This window comes from Pseudescherichia vulneris, from assembly GCF_902164725.1.
Lineage (GTDB): Bacteria > Pseudomonadota > Gammaproteobacteria > Enterobacterales > Enterobacteriaceae > Pseudescherichia > Pseudescherichia vulneris.
On record NZ_LR607338.1, the window covers coordinates 3,670,947 to 3,694,512 of the forward strand.

Sequence of the window (23,566 nt, forward strand, 5' to 3'; positions counted from 1 at the left end):
TTTTATTCCCGCTTCAGCCGTTTTGAGTTACAGAGCCAGAGGGTGATCACCAGCAGCAGGATAGCGCCGGAGTAGATCAGCACGTCCATCGGCGACTTGTGGTCGACAATGATCAGCCGTACGATGGCGGTGATGCCGATATAGACAAAATAGCGCAGCGGGAAGTGAAAACCAGACTGAAAATACTTAACAATCAGGGCGATAAATTCGAAGTAGAGAAAGTAGACGACCAGCCCCTCAACCAGCTCGTATTTGCTGGTCTGCTCGGGCGCAAAGAGCACGTCCGCAAGGTGCACCGTCTCTTTACCGAGAAAGACAACCAGGATCAGGCCAAGGCTTAGCAGCCCAAGATTTAGCACGGTCTGTAGGATGGTGGAGATGAACTCAACGCGTGGACGAATAAGCGATGTCATACGGCACCTCATTCTCAGTGGCGAGCTCTATGTATAGCGCAGAAGTGTGATCCAGATCTAGATTCTTTACTTATGGTATGGCCGGGCAGCGTTGCGCCGCCCGGCTCAGCGTTAGCGGAAGTTGACGCTCCGATCGCTGGTCATGTCATACAGCTGGAACTTACGTCCAAGCTGCTGACCGCCGTCGCGGGTAAGCGGCGTCCAGCCGATAGCCGCCCGGCTGCGGGTTGGGCCAGAGGCAAAGAGATCCAGCGGAATCGATACGTAGACCCCTTTGGTGAAATCCCCTTCCCCGTACTCGTCCGGTGACACATTGGTCAGCGTGGCATAGGTGCCCACGACGACGCCGCTGTCGAAGTGTTTCGACACCTCCAGCGTGCCGCCCTTATCTCCCGCCAGATACTGCCCGACGCTGGCTTTAATCAGCACGTCCTGAGCAAAGGAAGGCGTCCAGTAGGCGGTCAGATGTCCTGTCTTCGCGCTGTAGTCGGTGAACTTCATCATCTCTTTCGGGCTGCGCCAGTCACGCTGCTTGACGTAGTTGGCATCAATCCCGAAGGCCCAGTTGCTGTCCACCGGTCGCCAGAGCACCTCGGCCCCGGCTCCGCCGTACATCGTCTCCAGATAGCCGCCGTACACCTGACCATAGAAGCCGTTGCCAAGATACTGGAAGTAGTTGGCCTGGAGGTTGTTAACGTAGTAGTCATTCGCTACGTAGTCACGCACGTGGGTACGCACGCGAGGCAAATGGGAGTCGTCCGGCGGATCGGTGTAGTTGAATTTGTCGTAGTTGTTGGCAATGTTGCCAAACAGGCTGCCGGTGGTCAGCAGGTGGTCGGTCAGCCAGAGATCGGCGGTCGCCATCACCCCAAGCTGGTACATATAGAAGCTTTCCGGGCCGCCTACGGACTGGTTCAGCACCGGATCGATATGGAAATCGAAGCGGGACTTCTCCATATACCAGCCCTGCTCGGTGCTCTCCGGCACCTCTGGCTCAACGCGCTTCTGTACCAGAGTCGTCTCATGCCCCAGCGGCTCTCCGGCCAGATGGCGTTGCAGGCTTGCCACGTCAGTTTCGGTAGTCACCTGCGGCAGGTTAAGGCGGTTCTCGGTGACGCGGATGGTTTTTACGCCGTCCGGCAGATCGTTGGCGATGATGCGGTTCGCCCGCTCAATACCTTCCTCGGTATTGCGGTATTTCACCTGTTCGCCAGTCACGTAGAGCGTGTCGCCTTTCACCTGAATTTTTGGATCCGCCAGCCCGGCGTTGTACTTCAGCTGCGTGAGCTGATTCGCCACCACCGCGTGCTGCATAATGGCGTCCTGCGGCTGCGGCTCATACTGCGGGCGGGCGTTATCGTTGTAAGAGGGACGCAGATCGTTGAAATTAGAGTGCAGGGTAAAGCCAAACATCACTGTGTTGCCGCGCTCGTAGCTCAGGTTGACGTCGGCCCAGTCCGCTACGCGATAGGTCGCCCCAACGTTAACTTTGCTGCGCTGCGGCAGACGACCGGCAAAATCCTGCTGATAGTTATTGCCTTCATACTCCAGCTTCAGGCGCAGCGGCTGCCATGGCGTCTGGTACTCCACGCCGCCAAACAGCGATGTCGGGCCGTGGAACATCTGGCTACCGTCAATAGAGCCCGCCTGGTTGTAGCTGTTATCGCGATAACAGTACTTTTCATCGTAGGAGCAGAGCGGGTTTTTGATATTGCCCGCCGTGCCAAGGTAGCCCCAGCCCAGCCCGAGGGTGAAATCAAACGGCCCCCAGGCCTTGCTGGCCACAAGGTACTCGGCATCGAACAGCCCGGTCCCGCCGATATCCCGTGCGCCCACGGCCACCTGCGGCAGCCAGTATCCCTCTTCCCACAGGCGCAGCTTGAGATCGAACGCTTTATCTTTATAGGTCTGATCGCCGGAGAAGGCGTCCACGCTGCTGTACTGTCGGGTACGCACGTCAGTGTAGCGCAGGGTCGTCTCCAGCCACGGAAAGAGCTGAATCGAACCGGAGTAGTAGCGGTACTGATCGTTATCGCGATAGTTAAGGCTGATCTCACCCTCACGCGCCATCCGGGCGGTGGGCGTTTGCAGCAGCCCCACGCCGCCGAAGTCGGTCTGGGTAGGCCCTGACGGCGCTGGATACGTTTCCGCATGGCAGGCGGCGCTGACGCTGAGCGCCAGCAGGCTGTACAGAGAAATTTTCTTCATTAATCCGGTATCCGATGCGTCAGGGAAGTGAGAATATCGGCGTTAATGCCGTCCCGGCTTTTCGTCCAGACGCTTTCAGCAAAGCCAACAAAAATCGTGCTGCCCGGCATGGGTTCCACATGACGTTTGTTCCAGTAGGCCACCGGTACGCTCTGAGTGCGGCCATCGGGATAGATCACCCATGCCGTATTGCGATCGGCCCCGCTCAGCAGGCCCATCTCATCGAGATATCCCGCCACGTCGCGTCCCGGCGTGAACGGTTTTTTGCCAGGGCTACTCACCAGTCCCAGCACGGTGACCGTAGAAGGCTGCGCGCCGAGCCACAGGGTGTACTCGCCCTCCAGCGGCGGGTTCGCGCCGGGCTGAACCCGGACCCGATCCGGATCGAGGGGCACCAGCTGGCGTCCCGTAACCTTGATGCCCTGCAGCTGCTGACGAAGGGCGTTAATTGCGGCGGCATCCTCTCCCTCTTCATCTGCCGCGAGGGCGGCCAGACGCGCCAGCAGCGCCTGATGCCGCTGCGTTTCACGCTGGGTAGAGTGCTGCTCGCTGATGACTGCACCCGGCCACCAGCTGTTGGCCAGCCGAGGCTGACCCACTAAATCGATAAGATGCGCGGCATCGGTGAGCGTCTTAGGCTCCGCGCTCTCGGGGGTGTAAACCTTAACGGTGCCCGCGGCGAAGGCAGCAGAGGAAGCAAGGCTAAAAATAAGCGAGGCGATTGCGGTTAGCTTCATTGTTTTGCCGCCTTGATGAGCGTGGTCTCAACCGGGAACCAATCCGCGCCAAGGTACTGTAGCGAACGCCGGATCTGTCCCTCGCTGTCTATCCAGAAGCGGTTGGTCCAGGATTTTTGCTCTGTCTCAACGTGCTCTTCCAGCACGCGTACCACGGTGACATCGCTGCCCACCGTCACCGTATCCTGCCCGGCCCAGCGGAACTGCGAGCGGGCCGTGGCGTAGCGCACCTGGCCATGCTCGGTCCAGCCCAGGGTTCGCGTCCAGTCTGCGCCATCGGTAATGCGGTTCGGTTTGATTAGCGGATCCGCCGCCAGGTTGTTCACCTCAAGCAGATTATCGCCGGGAAGCTGGGTTTTAACGAGGCGACCATGCTGGGTCACCAGAATCGACTGGTCCTGAGTCGCCCACTTCTGCTGGCCGTTTTCAGAAAAAGCGAGCACCACAAACAGCTGAGGACCGCCGTTTAGCTGCATATACTGGCTGGCATAGGGCATATCCTGAATATCTTCATCGGTAAGATGCACGCCGGGGGTGCCAAATACGCTGTCCCACAGCGCACCGCCCAGCCCTTTGGTCGTGCCGGAGCACGCCTGCAGCAGCAGACAAAGCAGAATAATTCCCGGTCGCTTCACGACAATTCTCCAGGGGCAAAATAACCACACCGAAGTGTGGTTAGAGTTAAAGCACTGATGATTACTGAGTGCTGGTCGTTGTGGTGGTGGTGGTTCCGGTATTAGAACCGTCGCCGCCACCGGTCGCCGCGAGGGCGACGCCTACCGCTGAGCTGACGGTGCTCACGCTGGTCGCGGAGGAGCTTCCCGCCGAAACCGACGTTGCCGCCGACCCTGCTGCGTCACCTACTTGTACCGGAGCGGCATAAGCAGAGGTCGCGGCAAGCGCGGTGATGGCAAAAATGCCATACAGGACTTTATGCATATCAATTTCCCTTCATTGAATGAATGGATATTTACCTGAACGGAGTCAGGCGCAGTCGAGTATACACAACCGATACGCGTGATTGGCGTCACAGAGAATTACAAGGCGGGTTTTAGGATTAATGGAACCCGGAATTTTGCCGAGTCATATTCTTATTATATGGCTCTTAAAATCAATTAGTTAGAATAGATAGCAGAAACTGCAATACCCGTTTACTCCTAAAAAGCGGATGAACTAATAACCTGACCTGGCGGATTTTCAGAATAAACTCACGCGCATAAAAAATGCCGGCGTTATGCCGGCACTTTTATTAATTATGACTTAAGTAATATTAACGCCAGGATTTATAGCGGTTAATTAAGCCGTTGGTCGAGCTATCGTGGCTGCTGATATCGCTGTTGTCGCCCAGCTCCGGCAGAATACGGTTTGCCAGCTGTTTACCCAGCTCTACGCCCCACTGGTCGAAGGTGAAGATGTTGAGGATCGCGCCCTGGGTGAAGATTTTGTGCTCATAGAGCGCAATTAGCGCCCCGAGGCTAAACGGGGTGATCTCACGCAGCAGGATGGAGTTAGTCGGGCGGTTGCCTTCAAACACCTTGAACGGCACAACGTGCTCCAGCGTGGCCGGATCTTTACCCTGGTCACGATACTCCTGCTCAACCACATCGCGGGATTTACCGAACGCCAGCGCTTCAGTCTGGGCGAAGAAGTTGGAGAGCAGTTTCTGGTGATGATCCGACAGGGCGTTATGGGTGATGGCCGGCGCGATAAAGTCGCACGGTACCATCTTGGTGCCCTGGTGGATCAGCTGGTAGAAGGCATGCTGGCCGTTGGTGCCAGGCTCACCCCAGATGATTGGGCCGGTCTGGTAGTCCACGGCATTGCCGTTACGGTCAACGTACTTACCGTTAGACTCCATGTTGCCCTGCTGGAAGTAGGCTGCGAAGCGGTGCATATACTGGTCGTAAGGCAGGATCGCTTCCGTCTCCGCACCGAAGAAGTTGTTGTACCAGATACCGATCAGCGCCAGCAGCACCGGCAGGTTTTTCTCCGCCGGGGTAGTGGCGAAGTGCTGGTCCATGGCGTGTGCGCCGGAGAGCAGCTCAACAAAGTTGTCGTAACCAACGGAGAGAATGATCGACAGACCAATCGCCGACCATAGGGAGTAGCGCCCGCCTACCCAGTCCCAGAACTCAAACATGTTGGCGGTATCGATACCAAACTCACCCACCGCTTTCGCATTGGTAGAGAGCGCAGCAAAGTGTTTCGCCACGTGCTGCTGGTCACCGGCCGTCTTCAGGAACCAGTCGCGCGCGCTGTGGGCGTTGGTCATGGTCTCTTGGGTGGTGAAGGTTTTGGACGCCACCAGGAAGAGCGTAGATTCAGGGTTGACCTTCTTCAGCACTTCGGCGATGTGCGTCCCGTCGACGTTGGAGACAAAGTGCATATTCAGGTGGTTTTTGTACGGACGCAGCGCCTCGGTCACCATGAACGGGCCGAGGTCGGAGCCGCCGATACCGATGTTCACCACGTCGGTGATCGGTTCGCCCGTGTAGCCTTTCCACTGGCCGGAGATGATGGCCTCAGAGAAGGTTTTCATCTTCTCCAGCACGGCGTTGACTTCCGGCATCACGTCTTTGCCGTCGACAATAATCGGCGTGTTGCTGCGGTTACGCAGCGCAACGTGCAGTACCGCACGATCTTCGGTGCGGTTGATCTTCTCGCCGGAGAACATGGATTTAATCGCGTCGGCCAGCTCGGTCTCTTTGGCTAAGTCCAGCAGCTTTGCCAGCGTCTCTTCGGTGATGCGGTTTTTAGAGAAGTCCACCAGCATCTGATCGTTGAAGGTCGCGGAGAATTTGCTGAAGCGGTCGCTATCGCTGGCGAACAGCTCGGCGATAGTGACCTCTTTCATTTCATCGAAGTGTTTCTGTAATGCCTGCCAGGCAGAAGTCTGCGTTGGGTTGATGTTTTTCATAGCAATACTCTTCTGATTTAGGATCCTAACTGCGGTCGATTGTAGCGCCTGCGGACGAAAATTGTGACGGTTTTTATGCTTTTGCCCGAAAGGGGCCGCCATGCGCTCATGAGAGCGGAACAGGGCAAAGTATAGCGTTTATAAGTTATTTTCCTGGGATAACCCTGAACATGAAAAATCCGCATAACCGTAGCGTTGACAGTGCCCCCCGGAAACCTTTATTTATAAAGGATTACTTATGTTATCAAAGTATGTATTCCCATAGGGAATAGCCAGAAGAGGCGCGTCGTCCAGGGTAGTGTGCTTGAGGAGCCAGTCCGCAGAGAGCACAGGAGGGGGAACAACGCCGAGGTGGTAGAGCGTCTGGCCGCGCTTGCCATCGGCTACAGGGGCTGAATCCCCTGGGCTGTCACCAGAGACGTTCGCAGTCGTGCGTCTCGCAAGGTGGAGCGCTTCTGGGTGTAATCGTAGCGGTTTATTGCTCTGCGCCTACCCCGTTTTTCGCTCTCTCCTTGTTCCAGGGCTGACTATTTGCACCTGACACGAGGTTGTTATGATCAACGCATTTTCCCCGCTTGGTGTTACTAAGCCTATTGTTGCTAAATTTGGCGGGACCAGCGTCGCCGATTTCGATGCCATGAACCGCAGCGCCGACGTGGTGCTCTCCGACGCCAGCGTTCGCCTGGTGGTGCTCTCTGCCTCTGCGGGGGTAACCAACCTGCTGGTGGCACTCGCCGAAGGGCTGGAGGCCAGCGAGCGCTTCGTAAAGCTCGACGCTATTCGCAAAATTCAGTTCGATATCCTTGAGCGCCTGACGCGCCCTGACGTCATCCGCGAGGAGATCGAACGCCTGCTGGAAAATATTACTACCCTGGCGGAAGCCGCTTCCCTTGCCACCTCTACCGCGCTGACCGATGAGCTGGTAAGTCATGGCGAGCTGATGTCGACCCTGCTGTTTGTGGAAGTGCTGCGCGAGCGTAGCGTGCAGGCGCAGTGGTTTGACGTGCGTAAAGTGATGCGTACCAGCGATCGCTTTGGCCGCGCCGAGCCGGACGTTGCCGCCCTGGCGGAGCTGGCGGCCCAGCAGCTGGCCCCGCGCCTCGACGAAGGGTTAGTGATTACGCAAGGCTTTATCGGCAGCGAGCCGAAGGGGCGCACCACCACACTGGGCCGCGGCGGCAGCGACTACACCGCCGCCCTGCTCGGCGAAGCGCTGCATGCTTCCCGGGTGGATATCTGGACCGACGTTCCCGGCATCTACACCACCGATCCGCGCGTGGTGCCAGCCGCCAAGCGCATCGACGAAATTGCCTTTGAAGAGGCCGCTGAGATGGCGACCTTCGGCGCGAAAGTGCTGCATCCGGCCACGCTGCTGCCTGCGGTGCGCAGCGATATTCCGGTATTTGTTGGCTCCAGCAAGGATCCCAAAGCGGGCGGGACGCTGGTCTGCAATGAGACGCAGAACCCGCCGCTGTTCCGCGCCCTGGCGCTGCGCCGTAAGCAGACCCTGGTGACCCTGCACAGCCTGAACATGCTGCACTCCCGCGGCTTCCTGGCCGAAGTGTTTGGTATGCTGGCGCGCCACAATATCTCCGTCGATCTGATCACCACGTCGGAAGTGAGCGTGGCCCTGACGCTGGATACCACCGGCTCAACCTCTACGGGCGATACGCTGCTAACCCAGGGGCTGCTGACCGAACTGTCGTCTCTGTGCCGCGTGGAAGTGGAAGAGAACCTCGCCCTGGTGGCGCTGATTGGTAACGATCTGTCGAAAGCCTGCGGCGTGGGCAAAGAGGTGTTTGGCGTGCTCGATCCGTTTAACATCCGCATGATCTGCTACGGGGCATCCAGCCACAACCTCTGTTTCCTGGTACCTGGCGCAGAGGCCGAGCAGGTTGTGCAGAAGCTGCATCATAATTTGTTTGAATAAAATTTCAGCACACGATAAAAAATACCTATAGCCGGGCTCGAACCCGGCTTTTTTATAACTAAATGACACAACGACACGACAATACTGCAAGGAATTCATTATGTTAACCGCCATTACCCGGCTGTTCCCCCTGTGGGCGCTGCTGCTCTCTGTTCTCGCTTACTACACCCCTACCACGTTTACCGGCATTGGCCCGTGGGTGACCACGCTGCTGATGCTAATTATGTTCGGCATGGGTGTGCACCTGAAGATAGAGGATTTTAAGCGCGTGCTGTCGCATCCGGCTCCGGTCGCAGCGGGCATTTTTCTCCACTATCTGGTGATGCCCCTCGCCGCCTGGCTGCTGGCCATGCTCTTTAAGATGCCACCGGATCTCTCCGCCGGGATGGTGCTGGTGGGCAGCGTTGCCAGCGGCACGGCCTCCAACGTCATGATCTACCTGGCCAAGGGGGATGTGGCCCTGTCGGTCACCATCTCGTCGGTCTCTACGCTGGTGGGCGTGGTGGCGACGCCGCTGCTGACGCGCCTCTACGTGGATGCGCATATTCAGGTAGATGTGATGGGGATGCTGCTGAGCATTCTGCAAATCGTGGTGATCCCCATTGGGCTGGGGCTGATTGTCCATCACCTCTTCCCGCGTCTGGTGAAGGCCGTGGAGCCGTATCTGCCGGCGTTTTCGATGCTTTGCATTTTGGCGATCATCAGCGCGGTAGTTGCCGGCTCTGCATCGCACATCGCCTCCGTTGGCTTTGTGGTGATTATCGCGGTGATCCTGCACAACACCATCGGCCTGCTGGGCGGCTACTGGGGTGGGAAGCTGTTTGGCTTTGATGAGTCCACCTGCCGGACGCTGGCGATTGAGGTGGGAATGCAGAACTCGGGCCTGGCCGCTGCGCTGGGTAAGATCTACTTCTCACCGCTGGCCGCCCTGCCCGGTGCGCTGTTCTCGGTCTGGCACAACCTCTCCGGCTCACTGCTGGCGAGCTACTGGTCGGGCAAACCGCTCAATGAGCACAAAAGAAGCGATGCGGTGAAAGAGCGCTAATTCACTTCGCGCCGGGTCGGGCATGCTTTACACTGAAGCCTCTTCTACAGGAGGCTTCAGCGATGGCTACACCAAGATTGACGCAAAAAGAGATGACGGAGAGCGAGCAGCGCGAGCTGAAAACCCTGCTGGATCGCGCCCGTATCGCCCATGGCCGCACGCTAACCAATGCGGAAACCAATCAGGTCAAGAAAGAGTACATTGATAAGCTGATGGCGCAGCGTGAGACCGAGGCCAAAAAAGCCCGCAAGCTAAAAAAAGAGCAGGCGTATAAACCCGACGCAGAGACGACCTTCTCCTGGTCAGCCAATACCTCAACCCGTGGAAGGCGCTAATTAGCGCCCTTTCTTTTTACGCCCCGGCTGCACGAACCGTTTTCCGGCCGGTTTGCTGCGCTCTTTTTCAGCTGATTTCGGGGCGTTCACCACAGGGCGTTTAACCCCCTGGGTTTTCGGTTTCGCCTTCGCTTTCGGCTTCGCCTCTGACGATGAGTTTTCGATAAGCTTGAACAGCTCTACCAGCTCATCGTCGGTCAAGTCACGCCACTCGCCCACGGGGATCCCGGTCAGGCTGACGTTCATAATACGCGTACGCTCCAGCTTGGTCACTTCAAAGCCAAAGTGCTCGCACATCCGGCGGATCTGGCGGTTTAAGCCCTGAACCACCGTAATGCGGAAGGCGAAGGGTGCCTCTTTTTTAACTTTACACTTCTTGGTGACGGTGCCCAGGATCGGCACGCCTGCGCCCATGCCACGGATAAACTCGTCGGTGATTGGCTTATTGACCGTGACCACATACTCTTTCTCGTGATCGTTACCGGCCCGCAGGATCTTGTTTACCAGATCGCCGTGGTTGGTGAGGAAGATCAGCCCCTGCGAATCTTTATCCAGCCGGCCAATGGGAAAGATGCGGCTGCTGTGGTTAACGAAATCAACGATATTGTCTTTCTCACTCTCTTCCGTGGTGCTGACAATTCCCACCGGCTTGTTCAACGCGATAAATACCAGATCGTCCTCTTCCCGAGGCTCGATCAGCTGACCGTTGACCTTGACCACGTCGCCTGCGACAACCTGATCTCCTATCCCGGCGCGCTTGCCGTTGATAAAGACGTTGCCCTGCTCAATGTAGCGATCGGCTTCGCGACGCGAGCAGATCCCGCTCTCGCTGATGTATTTGTTTAGTCGGGTGGATTGTGGTGTCAGCATAGTTTCTCCTGTAAAGGCGAAATATACCCTGGGTGCCGTTTTGTGTGCCAGAGGGAAATCGGTACTGATTGTAGGCCGGATAAGCGCAGCGCCATCCGGAAATATTTACACCTTACCCGAATACGACTTTCATCGTGCCTGGTATGGTTTGCGCCTTACCGACGACAATATCGACATCTCTTCCCAGCCGCGTCAGGCAATCGAGCATTTTCGCCTCGCTGATCCCGCGAAATTGACCACGCAATAAGTTCGACAGTTTAGGCTGGGTCATACCTAAAATACGGGCCGCCTGCTGCTGAGTCAGCCCACGCTCTTGTAGAATGTTATGAATCGCCATTGCCAACTGCGCCTTAAGCTGCATCTCCTCGGCGTTAGCGTAACCTAAATCGGTATAGACGTTCCCACTACCCGCTTCGATTTCATTTTGCATATCAGGATCCTTGTGCATGATTCTGAGCAGCCTTGAGCCGCTGGTAAATGAGTGCAGCATCTGAGTAGATCCTTCTTCGACTGACCAACCCAATACAATGGTTTATCATTCCCTCTCCTTGATTATACCCATTTGGATATAAAAAGCATCGTATCAAAGGAAAGATAAACAAAAAGCCCTGCATGATGCAGGGCTTAAAGCAAAATCTACGAGGCGGTTTCCAATATCAGTATTCCCCGCGCTCCTCATCCTCGTCCGGCTGTTCCAGTACGCTGTAGGCCACCGCACAGAAGAGCGAGTTGAGGCGTTTCATATCGCCCAGCAGACCTAAATGCAGCGAGCTGGTTTCGATACTCTGCACGTTCTGCTGATGCAGGCGATCCACGTGGGCGTGGGCGTAACGGCGGTTGAGAATACGGAAACGGTGCTTGCGACGGCGCAGGCGACGGGCACCCGCCACGTCGCTGGAGAAAAACACCGACATCGCCAACTGTAGATTACTGCGCAGCTGCTCCAGCAGGCTATCCAGCTCGTTGAGGCCCTCGACGGAGAAGGCTCGCCGGGCTGCCAGCGACTTATCGGCAATCTCGCTGCCCATCCGCTCAATGATGTCTGACGCCTGCTCAAGGTTGAGCGACATCTCAATAATCTCCGCCCAGCGGCGCGACTCTTCGTCCGCCAGCTCATCCTTCGGCATCCGCGCCAGATAGAGTTTGATGGCGGTATAGAGCACGTTGATATCATCGGCGATTTTACGCAGCTCTTTCTCCTCACGCGGCTCGCCGTGCATGATCTTCTTCAGACCGTCGAGCATCTGCTCCATGGCGTCACCCATACGCAGCGACTCACGGGCGGCGTTAGCCAGTGCCAGCGTAGGCGTATCCAGCGCCGAGGTATCAAGATGCTTCGGCTTCAGGCGCATATCCAGCTCAGGTTCGTCGCGGATCAGCCGCTCACACAGGCGGGCCATCGGCCCGGCGAACGGCACCATCACCAGGCAGCGGATCAGGTTATAGAAGACGTGGAAATAGATGACCAGCTCCGCATCCGGCAGCGGCAGCCTGTCCAGGACGACTGCCAGCGGATGTACGAAGGGAAGGATCAGCAGGCTACCTACCAGCTTAAACAGCAGGCTGCCCATCGCAACGCGGCGTGCTGCTGCGCTGCTGGCGCTGTTATTAAGCACCGCCAGTAGACCCGAGCCAAGGTTTGCACCAATCACCAGGCACAGCGCCACCGGAAATGAGATGATCCCCGCCGCGGTCAGCGTCGCGGTCAGCAGCACCGCCGCAAGGCTTGAGTAGCTGATAATGGCAAAGACCGCGCCAATCAGCGCGTCCAGCATAATATCGCCGGTCAGCGAGGCGAAAATGACCTTCACGCCGCTGGCCTGGGTTATCGGCGTTACGGCCTGCACGATAAGCTCCAGCGCCAGCAGGATCAGCCCAAGTCCGATGCTGACCCGACCAAGCTGCCCTACGCGGGACTGCTTGCGTCCGAGGAAGAAAATAACGCCAATAAAAATCAGCAGCGGTGAAAGCCAGGAGAGATCGAAGGTGAGGATCCGCGCCATCAGCGCGGTACCGACGTCAGCCCCCAGCACAATCACCAGCGCCGGGGTCAGGGCCACCAGATCCTGCGCCACAAAGGAGGTGACCAGCATTGTAGTGGCATTGCTGCTCTGCACCAGCGCGGTGACGCCAATGCCCGCGCAGAAGGCCAGCGGCTTTTTCTCAACGCTGCGGCCCAGCACGGTACGCAAACGCGCGCCAAAAACGCGCATCACGCCCGTACGTACGATATGCGTGCCCCAGACCAGCAGTGCAACAGCAGACAACAGGTGTAAAAGCGTTAGCACAGGGTTACGGCCTCCTTATCGTATACGTTTTCTCCTAGTATAAGAGCTTAATGTCAACTAGTCCGCGTCATAGCCGAGATTCGGCGCGAGCCAGCGCTCAACCTCACTCACGCTCATTCCTTTCCGCTGGGCGTAATCCTCGACCTGGTCGCGCTGGATCTGCGCTACGGCAAAGTACTTGCTGTCCGGATGGCTGAAATACCAGCCGGAGACTGACGCGCCGGGCCACATGGCGAAGGATTCGGTCAGCTTCATGCCGGTATGCTTCTCAACGTCCAGCAGCGCCCAAATGGTGCCCTTCTCGGTATGCTCCGGGCAGGCCGGGTAGCCTGGCGCAGGACGTATTCCCTGATAGTTTTCGCGGATCAGCTCCTCGTTGCTAAGGTTCTCGTTCGGCGCATAGCCCCAGTAGACCTTACGCACGCGCTCATGCAGGTACTCCGCAAAAGCCTCGGCCAGTCGGTCGGCAATCGCCTTCACCATGATCTTGTTGTAGTCGTCATGCTGAGCGTCATAGGCCTCGGCCAGCGCATCCTCTTCCAGCCCGCCGGTGACGGCAAACGCGCCGATATAGTCCTCTTTGCCGCTCAGCTTCGGCGCAACGAAATCGGCCAGGCAGTAGTTAGCAAAGCCTACCTTTTCGGTCTGCTGGCGCAGATGGCGTGCCACCGTCAGTACCTGAGTACGTGATGCATCGCGGTAGATCTCAACGTCATCGTCGACGCGGTTCGCCGGGAACAGACCCACCACGCCGCGCGGGTTAAGGCGTTTTTCTGCGCTGAGCTGGTCGAGCATGTCATTAGCATCTTTAAACAGGCGCTTCGCCTCTTCACCAACGATCTCATCTTCCAGAATGCGCGGATACTTGCCCGCCAGCGACCAGGTCATAAAGAACGGCGTCCAGTCGATGTAGTTGCGCAGCGTCTCAATGCTGGCGGTCACCTCCTGCACGCCCAGGCGATGGGCTACCGGCGGGGTGTAGCTCTCCCAGTCGAAGGCGAGATCATTATCCCGCGCCGCCTGTAGGCTGACTGGTGGGGTGCGTGGCTTTTTACGCGCATGTTGGATACGCACGGTCTCATACTCTTTGCGGGTGCGGGCAACGAAATCATCCCGCTGGGTTGCCGACAGCAGCGCGGATACCACGCCCACGGTGCGAGAGGCGTTCTGCACGTAGACCGTTGGGCCGCTGTAGTTCTGCTCGATCTTCACCGCCGTATGCGCTTTCGAGGTGGTTGCCCCGCCAATCAGCAGCGGAATAGTAAAGCCCTGACGCTCCATCTCTTTCGCTACGTTGACCATCTCATCCAGCGAGGGAGTGATCAGCCCGGAGAGGCCAATCAGGTCAGCATTCACTTCCCGGGCGGTCTTCAGGATTTTATCCGTCGGCACCATCACGCCCAGATCGATAATCTCGTAGTTATTGCACTGCAATACCACGCCAACGATGTTTTTGCCGATGTCATGCACGTCGCCCTTCACGGTGGCAATGACCATTTTACCGTTGGTCTGCCCCTTCTCTTTGCTGGCTTCGATATAGGGCTCAAGGTAGGCCACCGCCTGCTTCATGACGCGGGCGGATTTCACCACCTGCGGCAGGAACATTTTCCCCTCGCCAAAGAGATCGCCCACCACGTTCATGCCGTCCATCAGAGGTCCTTCAATCACCTGAATAGGGCGTTCGGCCTGCTGGCGTGCTTCTTCGGTATCTTCCTCAATAAATTCGGTGATGCCTTTAACCAGCGAATACTCTAGCCGTTTTTTAACGTCCCAGGTGCGCCACTCCGCCTGCTGGGCGTTTGCGCCATCGTCACTTTTACTGCCTTTGTATTTCTCGGCCAGATCCAGCAGCCGCTCGGTGCTGTCATCCCGACGGTTGAGGATCACATCCTCCACCGCGTCGCGCAGCTCGGCGGGCAGATCGTCATAGATGGCCAGCTGCCCGGCGTTGACGATCCCCATATCCATGCCGTTGCGGATGGCGTAGTAGAGAAAGACGGCGTGGATCGCCTCACGGACCGGATCGTTGCCACGAAACGAGAACGAGACGTTAGAGACGCCTCCGGAGATCAGGGCGTGCGGCAGCTCGCGCTTGATGTCTTCACACGCGCCGATAAAGTCCTGGGCATAGTTGTTGTGCTCATCGATGCCCGTAGCCACGGCAAAGATGTTGGGGTCAAAGATGATATCTTCCGGTGGAAAACCAACGTCCTGGGTAAGGATGTTGTAGGCCCGGCGGCAGATCTCAATCTTCCGCTCGCGCGTGTCGGCCTGGCCGACCTCATCAAAGGCCATCACCACCATCGCAGCGCCGTAGCGGCGCACCAGCTTCGCATGGTGGACAAAGGCCTCCACGCCCTCCTTCATCGAAATGGAGTTAACGATGCCTTTGCCCTGGATGCACTTCAGCCCCTTCTCAATGACCTCCCACTTAGAGGAGTCGATCATGATCGGCACGCGAGCGATGTCCGGTTCGCCGGCAATCAGGTTGAGGAACTTAACCATCGCCGCCTCGGCGTCGAGCATCCCCTCATCCATGTTGATGTCGATGATCTGCGCGCCGTTTTCCACCTGCTGACGCGCCACGTCCAGCGCCTCGCTGTACTTCTCTTCTTTAATCAGACGCTTGAATTTTGCCGAGCCGGTAACATTGGTACGCTCGCCGACGTTCACAAACAGGCTATCGTCACCGATGTTCAGCGGCTCCAGCCCCGCCAGACGGCAGGCAACCGGCAGATCGGGCAGCTGACGCGGCGACAGCCCTTCTACGGCGCGGCTCATGGCGGCGATATGCTCCGGCGTTGTACCGCAGCAGCCGCCCACGATATTCAGGAAGCCCGCTTCGGCCCACTCGCGGATCTGCGCGGCCATCGGCCCGGCGTCGAGATCGTACTCGCCAAAGGCGTTGGGCAGCCCGGCGTTAGGGTGGGCGGTAACGTAGCACTCGGCAATGCGCGACAGCTCCTGCACGTACTGGCGCAGCTCATCCGGTCCCAAGGCGCAGTTCAGCCCGAAGGTCAGCGCGTCGGCATGGCGGAGTGAGTTATAGAACGCTTCAGTCGTCTGGCCGGAGAGCGTGCGTCCAGAAGCGTCGGTAATGGTGCCGGAGATCATGATCGGCAGCTCAACGCCCAGCGCCTCAAACTCTGCCTTCACGGCAAAAATTGCCGCTTTCGCGTTAAGCGTATCGAAGATGGTTTCGATGAGGATCAGGTCGCTGCCGCCCTCCACCAGCGCCCGGGTCGACTCCCGGTACGCCGCCACCAGCTGGTCAAAGGTGACGTTGCGGTAGGCCGGATCGTTAACGTCAGGAGAGATCGACGCGGTGCGGTTGGTTGGGCCAAGCACCCCGGCCACATAGCGCGGCTTATCCGGCGTGCGGGTGGTCCACTCGTCGGCGCAGGCGCGGGCCAGCTTCGCGGCGGCAAGGTTGATCTCTGCCGACAGGGACTCCATCTGATAGTCCGCCATCGCAATGGTCGTCGAGTTAAAGGTGTTGGTCTCAACGATATCTGCGCCTGCCGCAAAATAGGCGTCGTGGATTGCGGAGATCACCTCCGGCTTGCTGAGCACCAGCAGGTCGTTGTTTCCTTTGAGATCGCAGGGCCAGTCGGCGAAGCGATCGCCGCGAAAATCCTGCTCACTCAGACGATAGCCCTGGATCATGGTGCCCATGCCCCCATCCAGAACCAAAATACGTTTTTTTAACTGCTGATGCAGTTGATCAACTTTGCTGCTCACACGTGCTCCCGACGACGCTCAACCAGGCCAGAAAGGCCAGCAGGACATACTGGCATAAAGCCAGCAGGTGGAAAAGAGAACAGCATGAAACATGAGAGATGTTCACCTGAACTCATCCGATCAGTCTGGCCGCAGGTTGCATTATAATCAGATAAAACGAAAATGATTTCCACGATACAGAAAAGGAGTTGGCCATGGTGGCTTCCGTACCCGCGAAACGCGGTAAAAAACCTCGCACCGCTGCCGCCGCAGCCACCCCGCCTGCGACCGGCCAGGTGCAGTCCCTGACGCGTGGCCTGAAGCTGTTGGAGTGGATCGCTGAATCTCAAGGTAGCGTGGCGCTGACCGAGCTTGCCCAGCAGGCTGGCCTACCCAACTCTACCACCCACCGCCTGCTAACGACCATGCAGCAGCTGGGGTTTGTCCGCCAGGTTGGGGAGCTGGGCCACTGGGCGATAGGCGCGCATGCGTTTGTCATTGGTGCCAGCTTCTTACAGAGCCGTAACCTGCTGGCGATTGTGCATCCCATCCTGCGCAAGCTGATGGAGGATTCCGGCGAGACGGTGAACCTGGCCGTGCTTGACCAGAACGATCATCAGGCCATCATTATTGACCAGGTGCAGTGTACGCAGCTGATGCGCATGTCTGCCCCTATCGGCGGCAAGCTGCCGATGCATGCCTCCGGGGCGGGAAAAGCCTTCCTGGCCCAGTTGGAGGAGGATCAGGTTACCGGTCTGCTGCACCGTCAGGGGCTGCACACCTATACACACGCTACGCTGGTCTCGCCCTTGCACCTGAAAGAGGATCTGGCCCTGACCCGCAAGCGTGGCTACTCCTTTGACGATGAGGAGCATGCCCTGGGCCTGCGCTGCGTGGCGGCCTGTATCTACGACGAGCATCGCCAGCCCTTTGCGGCCATCTCTATCTCCGGGCCGATCTCACGTATCACTGACGATCGCGTAACTGAGCTGGGCGCGCTGGTGATCAAGGCGGCGAAAGAGGTGACCCTGGCGTATGGCGGAATGCGATAAGGTAAACGCCGGGCGTTACGCCGCAAACCGCACGCTGAAACGCTGCCGACGTCGGTAGGCGTAGACATCCTCAACGTGGCCCTCTTTGATACGCGTTTGCAGTGTCCGCCAGTAGCTGGCGCGGAACAGATCGGCGTGCATCTCCTCAAAGAGCGGCCCAACTCGCGGATCGGCACAGAGCCAGTGGCGAAACTCCTCCGGGAAGACATCCCCTGGCGATACGCTGTACCACGGCTCGGCGCTCAGCTCATCCTCCGGGTAGCGCGGCGCGGGAACGTCGCGGAAGTTAACCTCGGTCATGTAGCAGATCTCATCGTAGTCATAGAACACCACCCGCCCATGGCGCGTCACGCCAAAGTTTTTAAACAGCATATCGCCGGGGAAAATATTCGCGGCGGCCAGCTGGCGAATAGCGTTGCCATACTCTTCGATAGCATCCCGCAGCGGCTGACCTTCAACCTGCTCCAGCCAGATATTGAGCGGCACCATGCGCCGTTCGATATAGAGATGGCTGATGGAAATGCTGTCACCCAGGTCGGTAATTTTCCCCGCCGCCTCCGTCATTAACAGGGTCATCAACGCAGGCGCAATCTGCCGCTTCTCCAGCACAAAGTTTTCAAACTCCTGGGTATCGGCCATCCGCCCGACGCGATCGTGCTCTTTTACCAGCTGATAGCAGGCGCGAACGTGGGCGGCAGTCATCTCCTTCTGCGGGGCAAAGCGATCCTTGATCACCTTAAAGACCCGGTCAAAGCCCGGCAGGGTAAAGACCAGCATCACCATGCCGCGAATGCCCGGCGCTTCAATAAACTGCTCGTCGCTGCTGGCGATGTAGTGCAGATACTCCCGGTAGCTCTCGGTTTTAGCGTGCTTCTGGCAGCCAATCGCCATATAGAGCTCAGCCGTGGTTTTACCCGGCAGGATCTCCCGCAGCCACTCCACCGTCGCGGCGGGCAGTGGCGCATAGACCATAAAGTAGGAGCGGGCGAAGCCGAACACAATGCTGGCTTCGTCGTGGGTGGTCAGGCAGGCATCGACAAAAAGCTCGCCCGCCTCGCTGCGGTGGATCGGCAGTAAAAAGGGAACCGTACTGTCGGCCAGGATAAGCTTGCCCACCAGCCAGGCGGCTTTATTGCGGTAAAAAAGCTCGTTTGCCACCTGTAAATGCGCCTGCGCTAGCGCCACGTCGCCAACGTTCTCTGTCAGCTGCGTGAGGATATAGCCCACATCGCGAGCGCGATCCTGCCACGGCAGGCGCAAGGGGAGATCGGCAAGCAGCGTGTTTAGCAGCGAGCCCCAGCCGCCGGTGGGATAAAAATCCCTGGCTAGCGGGCGAGGAATGGTGCGAAAGCGGCGCTCGGGCTGGGAGCTGAAAATAAACAGCCGTTCAGGCGTCAGAGCCCGGTGATCGAACAGCCGACAGTAGACCGAGTTGAAAAAGCTTTCGGCAATTTCGAAGCGTGGATAGTCCGGCAGCAGCTGAGTATAGTGCGCCTTTACCCGCAGCAAATAATCCGCGTCAAGGCGTCGCCCCTCGGTGATACAGCGCAGCTGCTCAACCACCAGCCCAACGTGGTGATCGTAGAGGTGGATACGGCTCTTCATCGCCTGCTGGACGGCGTGCCAGTCCGCCTGTTCAAAGCGCTGCTGCGCCCCGGCGGTAATCTCCAGAAAGCGTCCGTACTGGGCGTCAAAACCCTGCAGGATAGTTTGAGCGATCAACAGCTCTCGGCCACGCGTCATACGTTCCCCTCATCGGATCCGTGCGTAGGCCCGGTAAGCGTAGCGCCACCGGGCGTTTCCGTTATCAGAACTGCTGCTCTTCCGTCGATCCGGTCAGCGCGGTCACCGATGATGCGCCGCCCTGAATAATCGTCGTCACCTTATCGAAATAGCCTGTTCCCACCTCCTGCTGATGGGAGACAAAGGTGTAGCCCTCCTTCGCTGCGGCAAACTCCGGCTGCTGAACTTTCTCGACGTAGTGTCTCATACCCTCTCCCTGCGCGTAGGCGCGGGCGAGATCGAACATGTTGAACCACATGCTGTGGATCCCCGCCAGGGTGATGAACTGGTACTTGTAGCCCATCTCCGCGAGCTGCTGCTGGAAGCTGGCAATGGTGCTGTCGTCCAGGTTCTTCTGCCAGTTGAACGACGGCGAGCAGTTATAGGCCAACAGTTTGCCAGGGAATTGGGCATGGATGGCATCGGCAAAGCGCCGGGCCTGCTCTAGATCCGGCATCGAGGTTTCACACCAGACCAGATCGGCATAGGGAGCGTAGGCCAGACCGCGGCTGATAGCCTGCTCTATCCCGGCCCGGGTACGGTAAAACCCTTCGCTGGTGCGTTCGCCGGTAATAAACTCGCGATCGTACTCATCGCAGTCAGAGGTGATCAGGTCCGCCGCATCGGCATCGGTACGGGCAATCAGCAATGTTGGCACGCCCATCACATCAGCCGCCAGCCTTGCCGCGACCAGCTTCTGGATAGCCTCCTGGGTGGGTACCAGCACCTTGCCACCCATATGGCCACACTTCTTCACCGAGGCCAGCTGATCCTCAAAGTGTACCGCCGCCGCCCCCGCTGCAATCATCGACTTCATCAGTTCAAAGGCGTTCAACACGCCACCAAAGCCCGCTTCGGCATCGGCCACGATCGGCAGGAAGTAGTCCACGTAGCGCGGATCGTTTGGATCGATCCCCGCCGACCACTGGATCTGATCCGCCCGGCGAAAAGTGTTGTTGATCCGATCCACTACCGCCGGAACCGAATTGGCCGGGTAGAGGGATTGATCCGGATACATGCTGGCGGCAAGGTTAGCATCCGCCGCCACCTGCCAGCCAGAGAGGTAAATAGCCTCAATCCCTGCCTTTGCCTGCTGCAGCGCCTGCCCACCGGTCAATGCGCCGAGGCTGTTGATATAGCCCTTTTTAGACTCACCATGCAGCAGACGCCACATTTTCGCCGCGCCAAGCTGCGCCAGAGTGCACTCCGGATTCACCGAGCCGCGCAGTTTTACCACCTCTTCCGCGCTGAACGGGCGGGTAATGCCCTCCCAGCGTGCGGTTTGCCACTCTTGCTGTAATGCTTCTGTTTGTTGGGTACGGGTTTTCATGGCTGTGCTCCACTGTTTTTATTAGGCTAAGAGGCGGTAACCCGGCAGGGTCAGGAAGTCGATCAGGTCGTCAGAGGTAGTGATCTGCTCCATCAGGCGAGCGGCGTCGGCAAAGCGACCATGACTGAACCGGTGCTCGCCCAGCTCCTGCTGGATCACCTGCATCTCCTCACCGAGCATCTGGCGAAACAGCGCTTTGGTCACCGGCATACCGTTGCTGAGCGTCTTTTGATGATGGATCCACTGCCAGATAGAGGTACGGGAGATCTCTGCCGTTGCGGCATCCTCCATCAGGCCATAGATTGGCACACAGCCGTTGCCGGAGATCCATGCTTCGATGTACTGCACTGCAACGCGAATGTTAGCCCGCATCCCCTCTTCCGTGCGTTCGCCGTCGCAGGGCGCAAGCAGCTCTTCGGCCGTAATCGGCGCGTCCTCCTCCCGAGTGACAAAGAGTTGGTTTTTATTGTCGCCAAGCGCGGTATCGAAAATGGACATCACCGTATCGCCCAAGCCGGGATGGGCAATCCAGGTACCGTCGTGGCCGTTTTTCGCCTCCAGCTCTTTATCCGCTCTTACCTTATTCAGCACCCAGCTGTTGCGCTCGCTCTCTTTGCTGGGGATAAACGCCGCCATGCCGCCCATCGCAAACGCACCGCGCCGGTGGCAGGTCTTAATCAGCAGACGGGAGTAGGCGTTGAGGAAAGGCTTATCCATGGTGACCGCCTGGCGGTCAGGCAGCACGCGATCGGGATAATTTTTTAACGTTTTGATATAGCTGAAGATGTAGTCCCAGCGGCCACAGTTGAGGCCCACAATGTGATCCTTCAGGGCATAGAGGATCTCGTCCATCTGAAAGACTGCCGGCAGCGTTTCAATCAGCAGAGTGGCCTTGATAGTGCCGCGCGGCAGGTTGAAGCGATCTTCCGTGTAGCTAAAGACCTCGCTCCACCAGGCAGCCTCTTGCCAGGCCTGAGTTTTAGGCAGGTAGAAGTAAGGGCCGCTGCCCTTGGCCAGCAGGTTTTGATAGTTGTGGAAGAAGTAGAGGGCAAAATCAAACAGGCTGCCGGGAATGGCCTCATCACGCCAGGTGACATGCTTTTCCGGCAGATGCAGACCGCGCACTCGGCAAACCAGCACAGCCGGATTGGGCTTAAGCTGATAGATCTTGCCAGCTTCGTTGGTATAGCTGATGGTGCCGTTAACCGCATCGCGCAGATTGATCTGCCCGTCGATCACTTTCTGCCAGTTGGGTGCCAGCGAATCTTCAAAATCTGCCATGAAGACTTTGACGTTGGCGTTCAGCGCATTGATCACCATCTTGCGCTCGACCGGACCGGTGATCTCCACCCGACGATCCTGCAGATCAGCCGGAATACCGCGAATTTTCCAGTCGCCTTCACGTATGGAAGCCGTTTCCGAAATAAATCCGGGTCGCGTGCCGCTATCGATCGTCTGCTGCTGCTGGATGCGTGCGGCAAGCAGTTTATTGCGCGCCAGGGTGAAGCGCGTCACCAAATCGGTAAGAAAGGCGGTGGCCTCTGGCGTCAGGATATGCTGCTCCTGCTCACCGTACGGCTGGGTAAAGATCAGTTCATCGGTAGTCGTTGCCTGTTGCGCCATAAGCGGGCTCCTCGTCGTTGATCCGAATAGATTTCCATCCTGAACAAAAGATCGTGTTCAGTTTTCGTTCAGCTCCGTTAAGCCTACTCAATTAAAAAACAAAATCAAAAACAATTTCCATTTTCATTTTAAAAACGATGCAATCCTTTGATAAATCTGAATTTAAAGTTGAACTTGAGCGGGAAGTGATTTTCAGAAATAAAAAAAGCACCCGAGGGTGCTTTTTTGTTGGCTGAAACGCTTAATCCAGCGTGGGATTCATATGTCGCAGATCGAACGGTGTGATCTGGTAAACGTAATAGTTGAGCCAGTTAGTAAACAGCAGGTTACCGTGACTGCGCCAGGTGGCACGCGGCGTGTTCTGCGGATCGTCCTTCGGGAAGTAGTTATACGGGACAACTGGATCGAGACCGGCCTCAAGATCGCGGAAATACTCCCCAGCCAGGGTATTAGCGTCGTATTCAGGATGGCCGGTAACGAAGGCAATACGTTTATCCTTGCTGGCAAACAGGTAGGCATCACCCTCACTCGATTCAGCAAGAATCTCCAGATCGGTATAGTCACGGATCAGCGCTGACGGGAAATCGGCATAGCGCGAATGCGGGGCCAGGAACGCGTCGTCAAAGCCACGGGTTAGAAGCGCATGCTGCTGAGTGATGTAGTGTTCATAAACGCCAGAGAGTTTATCTTTACGGGTCTGCTTGGGGATACCGTAAAGGATATTGAGTGCGGCCTGTACCGCCCAACAGACAAACAGCGTTGAGGTGACGTGGTCTTTAGCCCACTCCAGCACCTGCTTGATCTGCGGCCAGTAGGCAACATCGTTGAACTCAACCAGCCCCAGCGGCGCACCGGTCACGATCAAACCATCAAAGTTCTCTTCGCTGATCTCGTCAAAGTTACAGTAGAAGTTGTTCAGATGCTCAGCGGGCGTATTACGGGATTCACGCGCGTCGATACGCAGCAGGCGAACGTCTACCTGTAGCGGTGAGTTAGAGAGCAATCGCAGGAACTGGTTTTCCGTTTCGATTTTCTTGGGCATCAGGTTGAGGATCAGCACCTTCAGAGGGCGTATCTCCTGACCTGTCGCACGCGATGTCGTCATAACAAAGACGTTTTCATCTCGCAAAAAATTGACGGCTGGCAGCTCGTCCTGCACCCGAATCGGCATAACCTTATTACCTCACAGCATACGTTTAAACGTGTAGACATCCAGATAGCTGACAATAACCAGGAATAGGCAAAATGTCGAGCCTGCATGTGCCAAGTGAGAAAGTTTCAAGAAGAAGGGAGAAAATACCAAAGCAAAAAACCCC

General features: G+C 57.4%; 18 protein-coding genes and 1 riboswitch. Of the genes, 4 read left to right on the forward strand and 14 right to left on the reverse strand.

Annotated features, from left to right (window positions below):
* Positions 1 to 2: 2 nt before the first annotated feature.
* From psiE to pgi, 6 genes are all read right to left on the reverse strand, one after another.
* Entirely contained in the window at positions 3 to 413 is a 411-nt protein-coding gene (gene psiE / locus FN633_RS15210) for a phosphate-starvation-inducible protein PsiE (RefSeq protein WP_042388915.1), read from the reverse strand.
* 111 nt (positions 414 to 524) lie between these two features.
* A complete protein-coding gene (locus FN633_RS15215) occupies positions 525 to 2,621 on the reverse strand; it encodes a YjbH domain-containing protein (RefSeq protein WP_154058280.1) in 2,097 nt (698 codons plus the stop codon).
* Positions 2,621 to 3,358 (reverse strand): capsule biosynthesis GfcC family protein, encoded by a 738-nt coding sequence (locus FN633_RS15220; protein WP_154058281.1) that lies wholly within the window; start codon positions 3,356 to 3,358, stop codon positions 2,621 to 2,623. Before FN633_RS15220 ends, FN633_RS15215 begins: the two co-directional genes overlap by 1 nt.
* Positions 3,355 to 3,993: a YjbF family lipoprotein gene (locus FN633_RS15225; protein ID WP_154058282.1), complete on the reverse strand. Its 639-nt coding sequence runs from the start codon at positions 3,991 to 3,993 to the stop codon at positions 3,355 to 3,357. The genes FN633_RS15220 and FN633_RS15225 overlap by 4 nt, the downstream gene beginning before the upstream one ends.
* 61 nt (positions 3,994 to 4,054) lie before the next feature.
* A complete protein-coding gene (gene yjbE / locus FN633_RS15230; RefSeq protein ID WP_144816784.1) occupies positions 4,055 to 4,297 on the reverse strand; it encodes an exopolysaccharide production protein YjbE in 243 nt (80 codons plus the stop codon).
* Between the two features lie 331 nt (positions 4,298 to 4,628).
* Positions 4,629 to 6,275 carry a glucose-6-phosphate isomerase gene (gene pgi / locus FN633_RS15235; protein ID WP_154058283.1) on the reverse strand — a complete coding sequence of 549 codons (1,647 nt, stop codon included), beginning with the start codon at positions 6,273 to 6,275 and terminating at the stop codon, positions 4,629 to 4,631.
* A gap of 268 nt (positions 6,276 to 6,543) precedes the next feature.
* Positions 6,544 to 6,738: riboswitch (Lysine riboswitch) on the forward strand.
* Positions 6,739 to 6,828: 90 nt separating this feature from the next.
* Between pgi and lysC the strand changes: the two genes are divergently transcribed.
* The 3 genes from lysC (at position 6,829) to FN633_RS15250 (ending at position 9,585) form a co-directional block, all read left to right on the forward strand.
* Positions 6,829 to 8,205, forward strand: coding sequence for a lysine-sensitive aspartokinase 3 (gene lysC / locus FN633_RS15240; protein WP_154058284.1), 1,377 nt, complete (start codon positions 6,829 to 6,831; stop codon positions 8,203 to 8,205).
* 100 nt (positions 8,206 to 8,305) lie between these two features.
* Positions 8,306 to 9,250 carry a ketopantoate/pantoate/pantothenate transporter PanS gene (gene panS, locus FN633_RS15245; protein ID WP_154058285.1) on the forward strand — a complete coding sequence of 315 codons (945 nt, stop codon included), beginning with the start codon at positions 8,306 to 8,308 and terminating at the stop codon, positions 9,248 to 9,250.
* A gap of 62 nt (positions 9,251 to 9,312) precedes the next feature.
* A complete protein-coding gene (locus tag FN633_RS15250; RefSeq protein ID WP_042388936.1) occupies positions 9,313 to 9,585 on the forward strand; it encodes a YjbD family protein in 273 nt (90 codons plus the stop codon).
* Here the strand turns inward: FN633_RS15250 and rluF are convergent, their stop codons facing one another.
* The 4 genes from rluF to metH form a co-directional block, all read right to left on the reverse strand.
* A complete protein-coding gene (gene rluF, locus FN633_RS15255) occupies positions 9,586 to 10,455 on the reverse strand; it encodes a 23S rRNA pseudouridine(2604) synthase RluF (RefSeq protein ID WP_154058286.1) in 870 nt (289 codons plus the stop codon).
* Between the two features lie 112 nt (positions 10,456 to 10,567).
* Positions 10,568 to 10,885, reverse strand: coding sequence for a helix-turn-helix domain-containing protein (locus FN633_RS15260; RefSeq protein ID WP_154058966.1), 318 nt, complete (start codon positions 10,883 to 10,885; stop codon positions 10,568 to 10,570).
* 226 nt (positions 10,886 to 11,111) lie between these two features.
* Positions 11,112 to 12,743 carry a Na/Pi cotransporter family protein gene (locus tag FN633_RS15265; RefSeq protein WP_154058287.1) on the reverse strand — a complete coding sequence of 544 codons (1,632 nt, stop codon included), beginning with the start codon at positions 12,741 to 12,743 and terminating at the stop codon, positions 11,112 to 11,114.
* 57 nt (positions 12,744 to 12,800) lie between these two features.
* Positions 12,801 to 16,484 carry a methionine synthase gene (gene metH, locus FN633_RS15270; protein WP_154058288.1) on the reverse strand — a complete coding sequence of 1,228 codons (3,684 nt, stop codon included), beginning with the start codon at positions 16,482 to 16,484 and terminating at the stop codon, positions 12,801 to 12,803.
* A gap of 194 nt (positions 16,485 to 16,678) precedes the next feature.
* Here metH and iclR point away from each other — a divergent pair, with 194 nt between their 5' ends.
* Positions 16,679 to 17,515 (forward strand): glyoxylate bypass operon transcriptional repressor IclR, encoded by an 837-nt coding sequence (gene iclR, locus FN633_RS15275; RefSeq protein ID WP_154058289.1) that lies wholly within the window; start codon positions 16,679 to 16,681, stop codon positions 17,513 to 17,515.
* A gap of 15 nt (positions 17,516 to 17,530) precedes the next feature.
* Here the strand turns inward: iclR and aceK are convergent, their stop codons facing one another.
* The 4 genes from aceK to metA all read right to left on the reverse strand — a co-directional run bounded on the left by aceK (position 17,531) and on the right by metA (position 23,421).
* Positions 17,531 to 19,258 carry a bifunctional isocitrate dehydrogenase kinase/phosphatase gene (gene aceK, locus FN633_RS15280; RefSeq protein ID WP_154058290.1) on the reverse strand — a complete coding sequence of 576 codons (1,728 nt, stop codon included), beginning with the start codon at positions 19,256 to 19,258 and terminating at the stop codon, positions 17,531 to 17,533.
* Between the two features lie 64 nt (positions 19,259 to 19,322).
* Positions 19,323 to 20,627, reverse strand: coding sequence for an isocitrate lyase (aceA, locus tag FN633_RS15285; RefSeq protein WP_154058291.1), 1,305 nt, complete (start codon positions 20,625 to 20,627; stop codon positions 19,323 to 19,325).
* A 21-nt stretch (positions 20,628 to 20,648) separates the two neighbouring features.
* The gene (gene aceB / locus FN633_RS15290) at positions 20,649 to 22,250 is read right to left on the reverse strand and encodes a malate synthase A (RefSeq protein ID WP_154058292.1); all 1,602 of its coding nucleotides are present in this window, start codon (positions 22,248 to 22,250) and stop codon (positions 20,649 to 20,651) included.
* Between the two features lie 241 nt (positions 22,251 to 22,491).
* A complete protein-coding gene (metA, locus tag FN633_RS15295) occupies positions 22,492 to 23,421 on the reverse strand; it encodes a homoserine O-acetyltransferase MetA (protein ID WP_154058293.1) in 930 nt (309 codons plus the stop codon).
* Between the last annotated feature and the right edge of the window lie 145 nt (positions 23,422 to 23,566).

Coding starts and splice junctions, on each gene's coding strand:
- FN633_RS15220 (WP_154058281.1), bottom strand. CDS start 3,358: ATGAAGCTAACCGCAATCGCCTCGCTTATTTTTAGCCTTGCTTCCTCT.
- FN633_RS15215 (WP_154058280.1), bottom strand. CDS start 2,621: ATGAAGAAAATTTCTCTGTACAGCCTGCTGGCGCTCAGCGTCAGCGCC.
- metA (WP_154058293.1), bottom strand. CDS start 23,421: ATGCCGATTCGGGTGCAGGACGAGCTGCCAGCCGTCAATTTTTTGCGA.
- panS (WP_154058285.1), top strand. CDS start 8,306: ATGTTAACCGCCATTACCCGGCTGTTCCCCCTGTGGGCGCTGCTGCTC.
- aceA (WP_154058291.1), bottom strand. CDS start 20,627: ATGAAAACCCGTACCCAACAAACAGAAGCATTACAGCAAGAGTGGCAA.
- FN633_RS15260 (WP_154058966.1), bottom strand. CDS start 10,885: ATGCAAAATGAAATCGAAGCGGGTAGTGGGAACGTCTATACCGATTTA.
- rluF (WP_154058286.1), bottom strand. CDS start 10,455: ATGCTGACACCACAATCCACCCGACTAAACAAATACATCAGCGAGAGC.
- pgi (WP_154058283.1), bottom strand. CDS start 6,275: ATGAAAAACATCAACCCAACGCAGACTTCTGCCTGGCAGGCATTACAG.
- lysC (WP_154058284.1), top strand. CDS start 6,829: ATGATCAACGCATTTTCCCCGCTTGGTGTTACTAAGCCTATTGTTGCT.
- FN633_RS15250 (WP_042388936.1), top strand. CDS start 9,313: ATGGCTACACCAAGATTGACGCAAAAAGAGATGACGGAGAGCGAGCAG.
- aceB (WP_154058292.1), bottom strand. CDS start 22,250: ATGGCGCAACAGGCAACGACTACCGATGAACTGATCTTTACCCAGCCG.
- iclR (WP_154058289.1), top strand. CDS start 16,679: ATGGTGGCTTCCGTACCCGCGAAACGCGGTAAAAAACCTCGCACCGCT.
- psiE (WP_042388915.1), bottom strand. CDS start 413: ATGACATCGCTTATTCGTCCACGCGTTGAGTTCATCTCCACCATCCTA.
- aceK (WP_154058290.1), bottom strand. CDS start 19,258: ATGACGCGTGGCCGAGAGCTGTTGATCGCTCAAACTATCCTGCAGGGT.
- yjbE (WP_144816784.1), bottom strand. CDS start 4,297: ATGCATAAAGTCCTGTATGGCATTTTTGCCATCACCGCGCTTGCCGCG.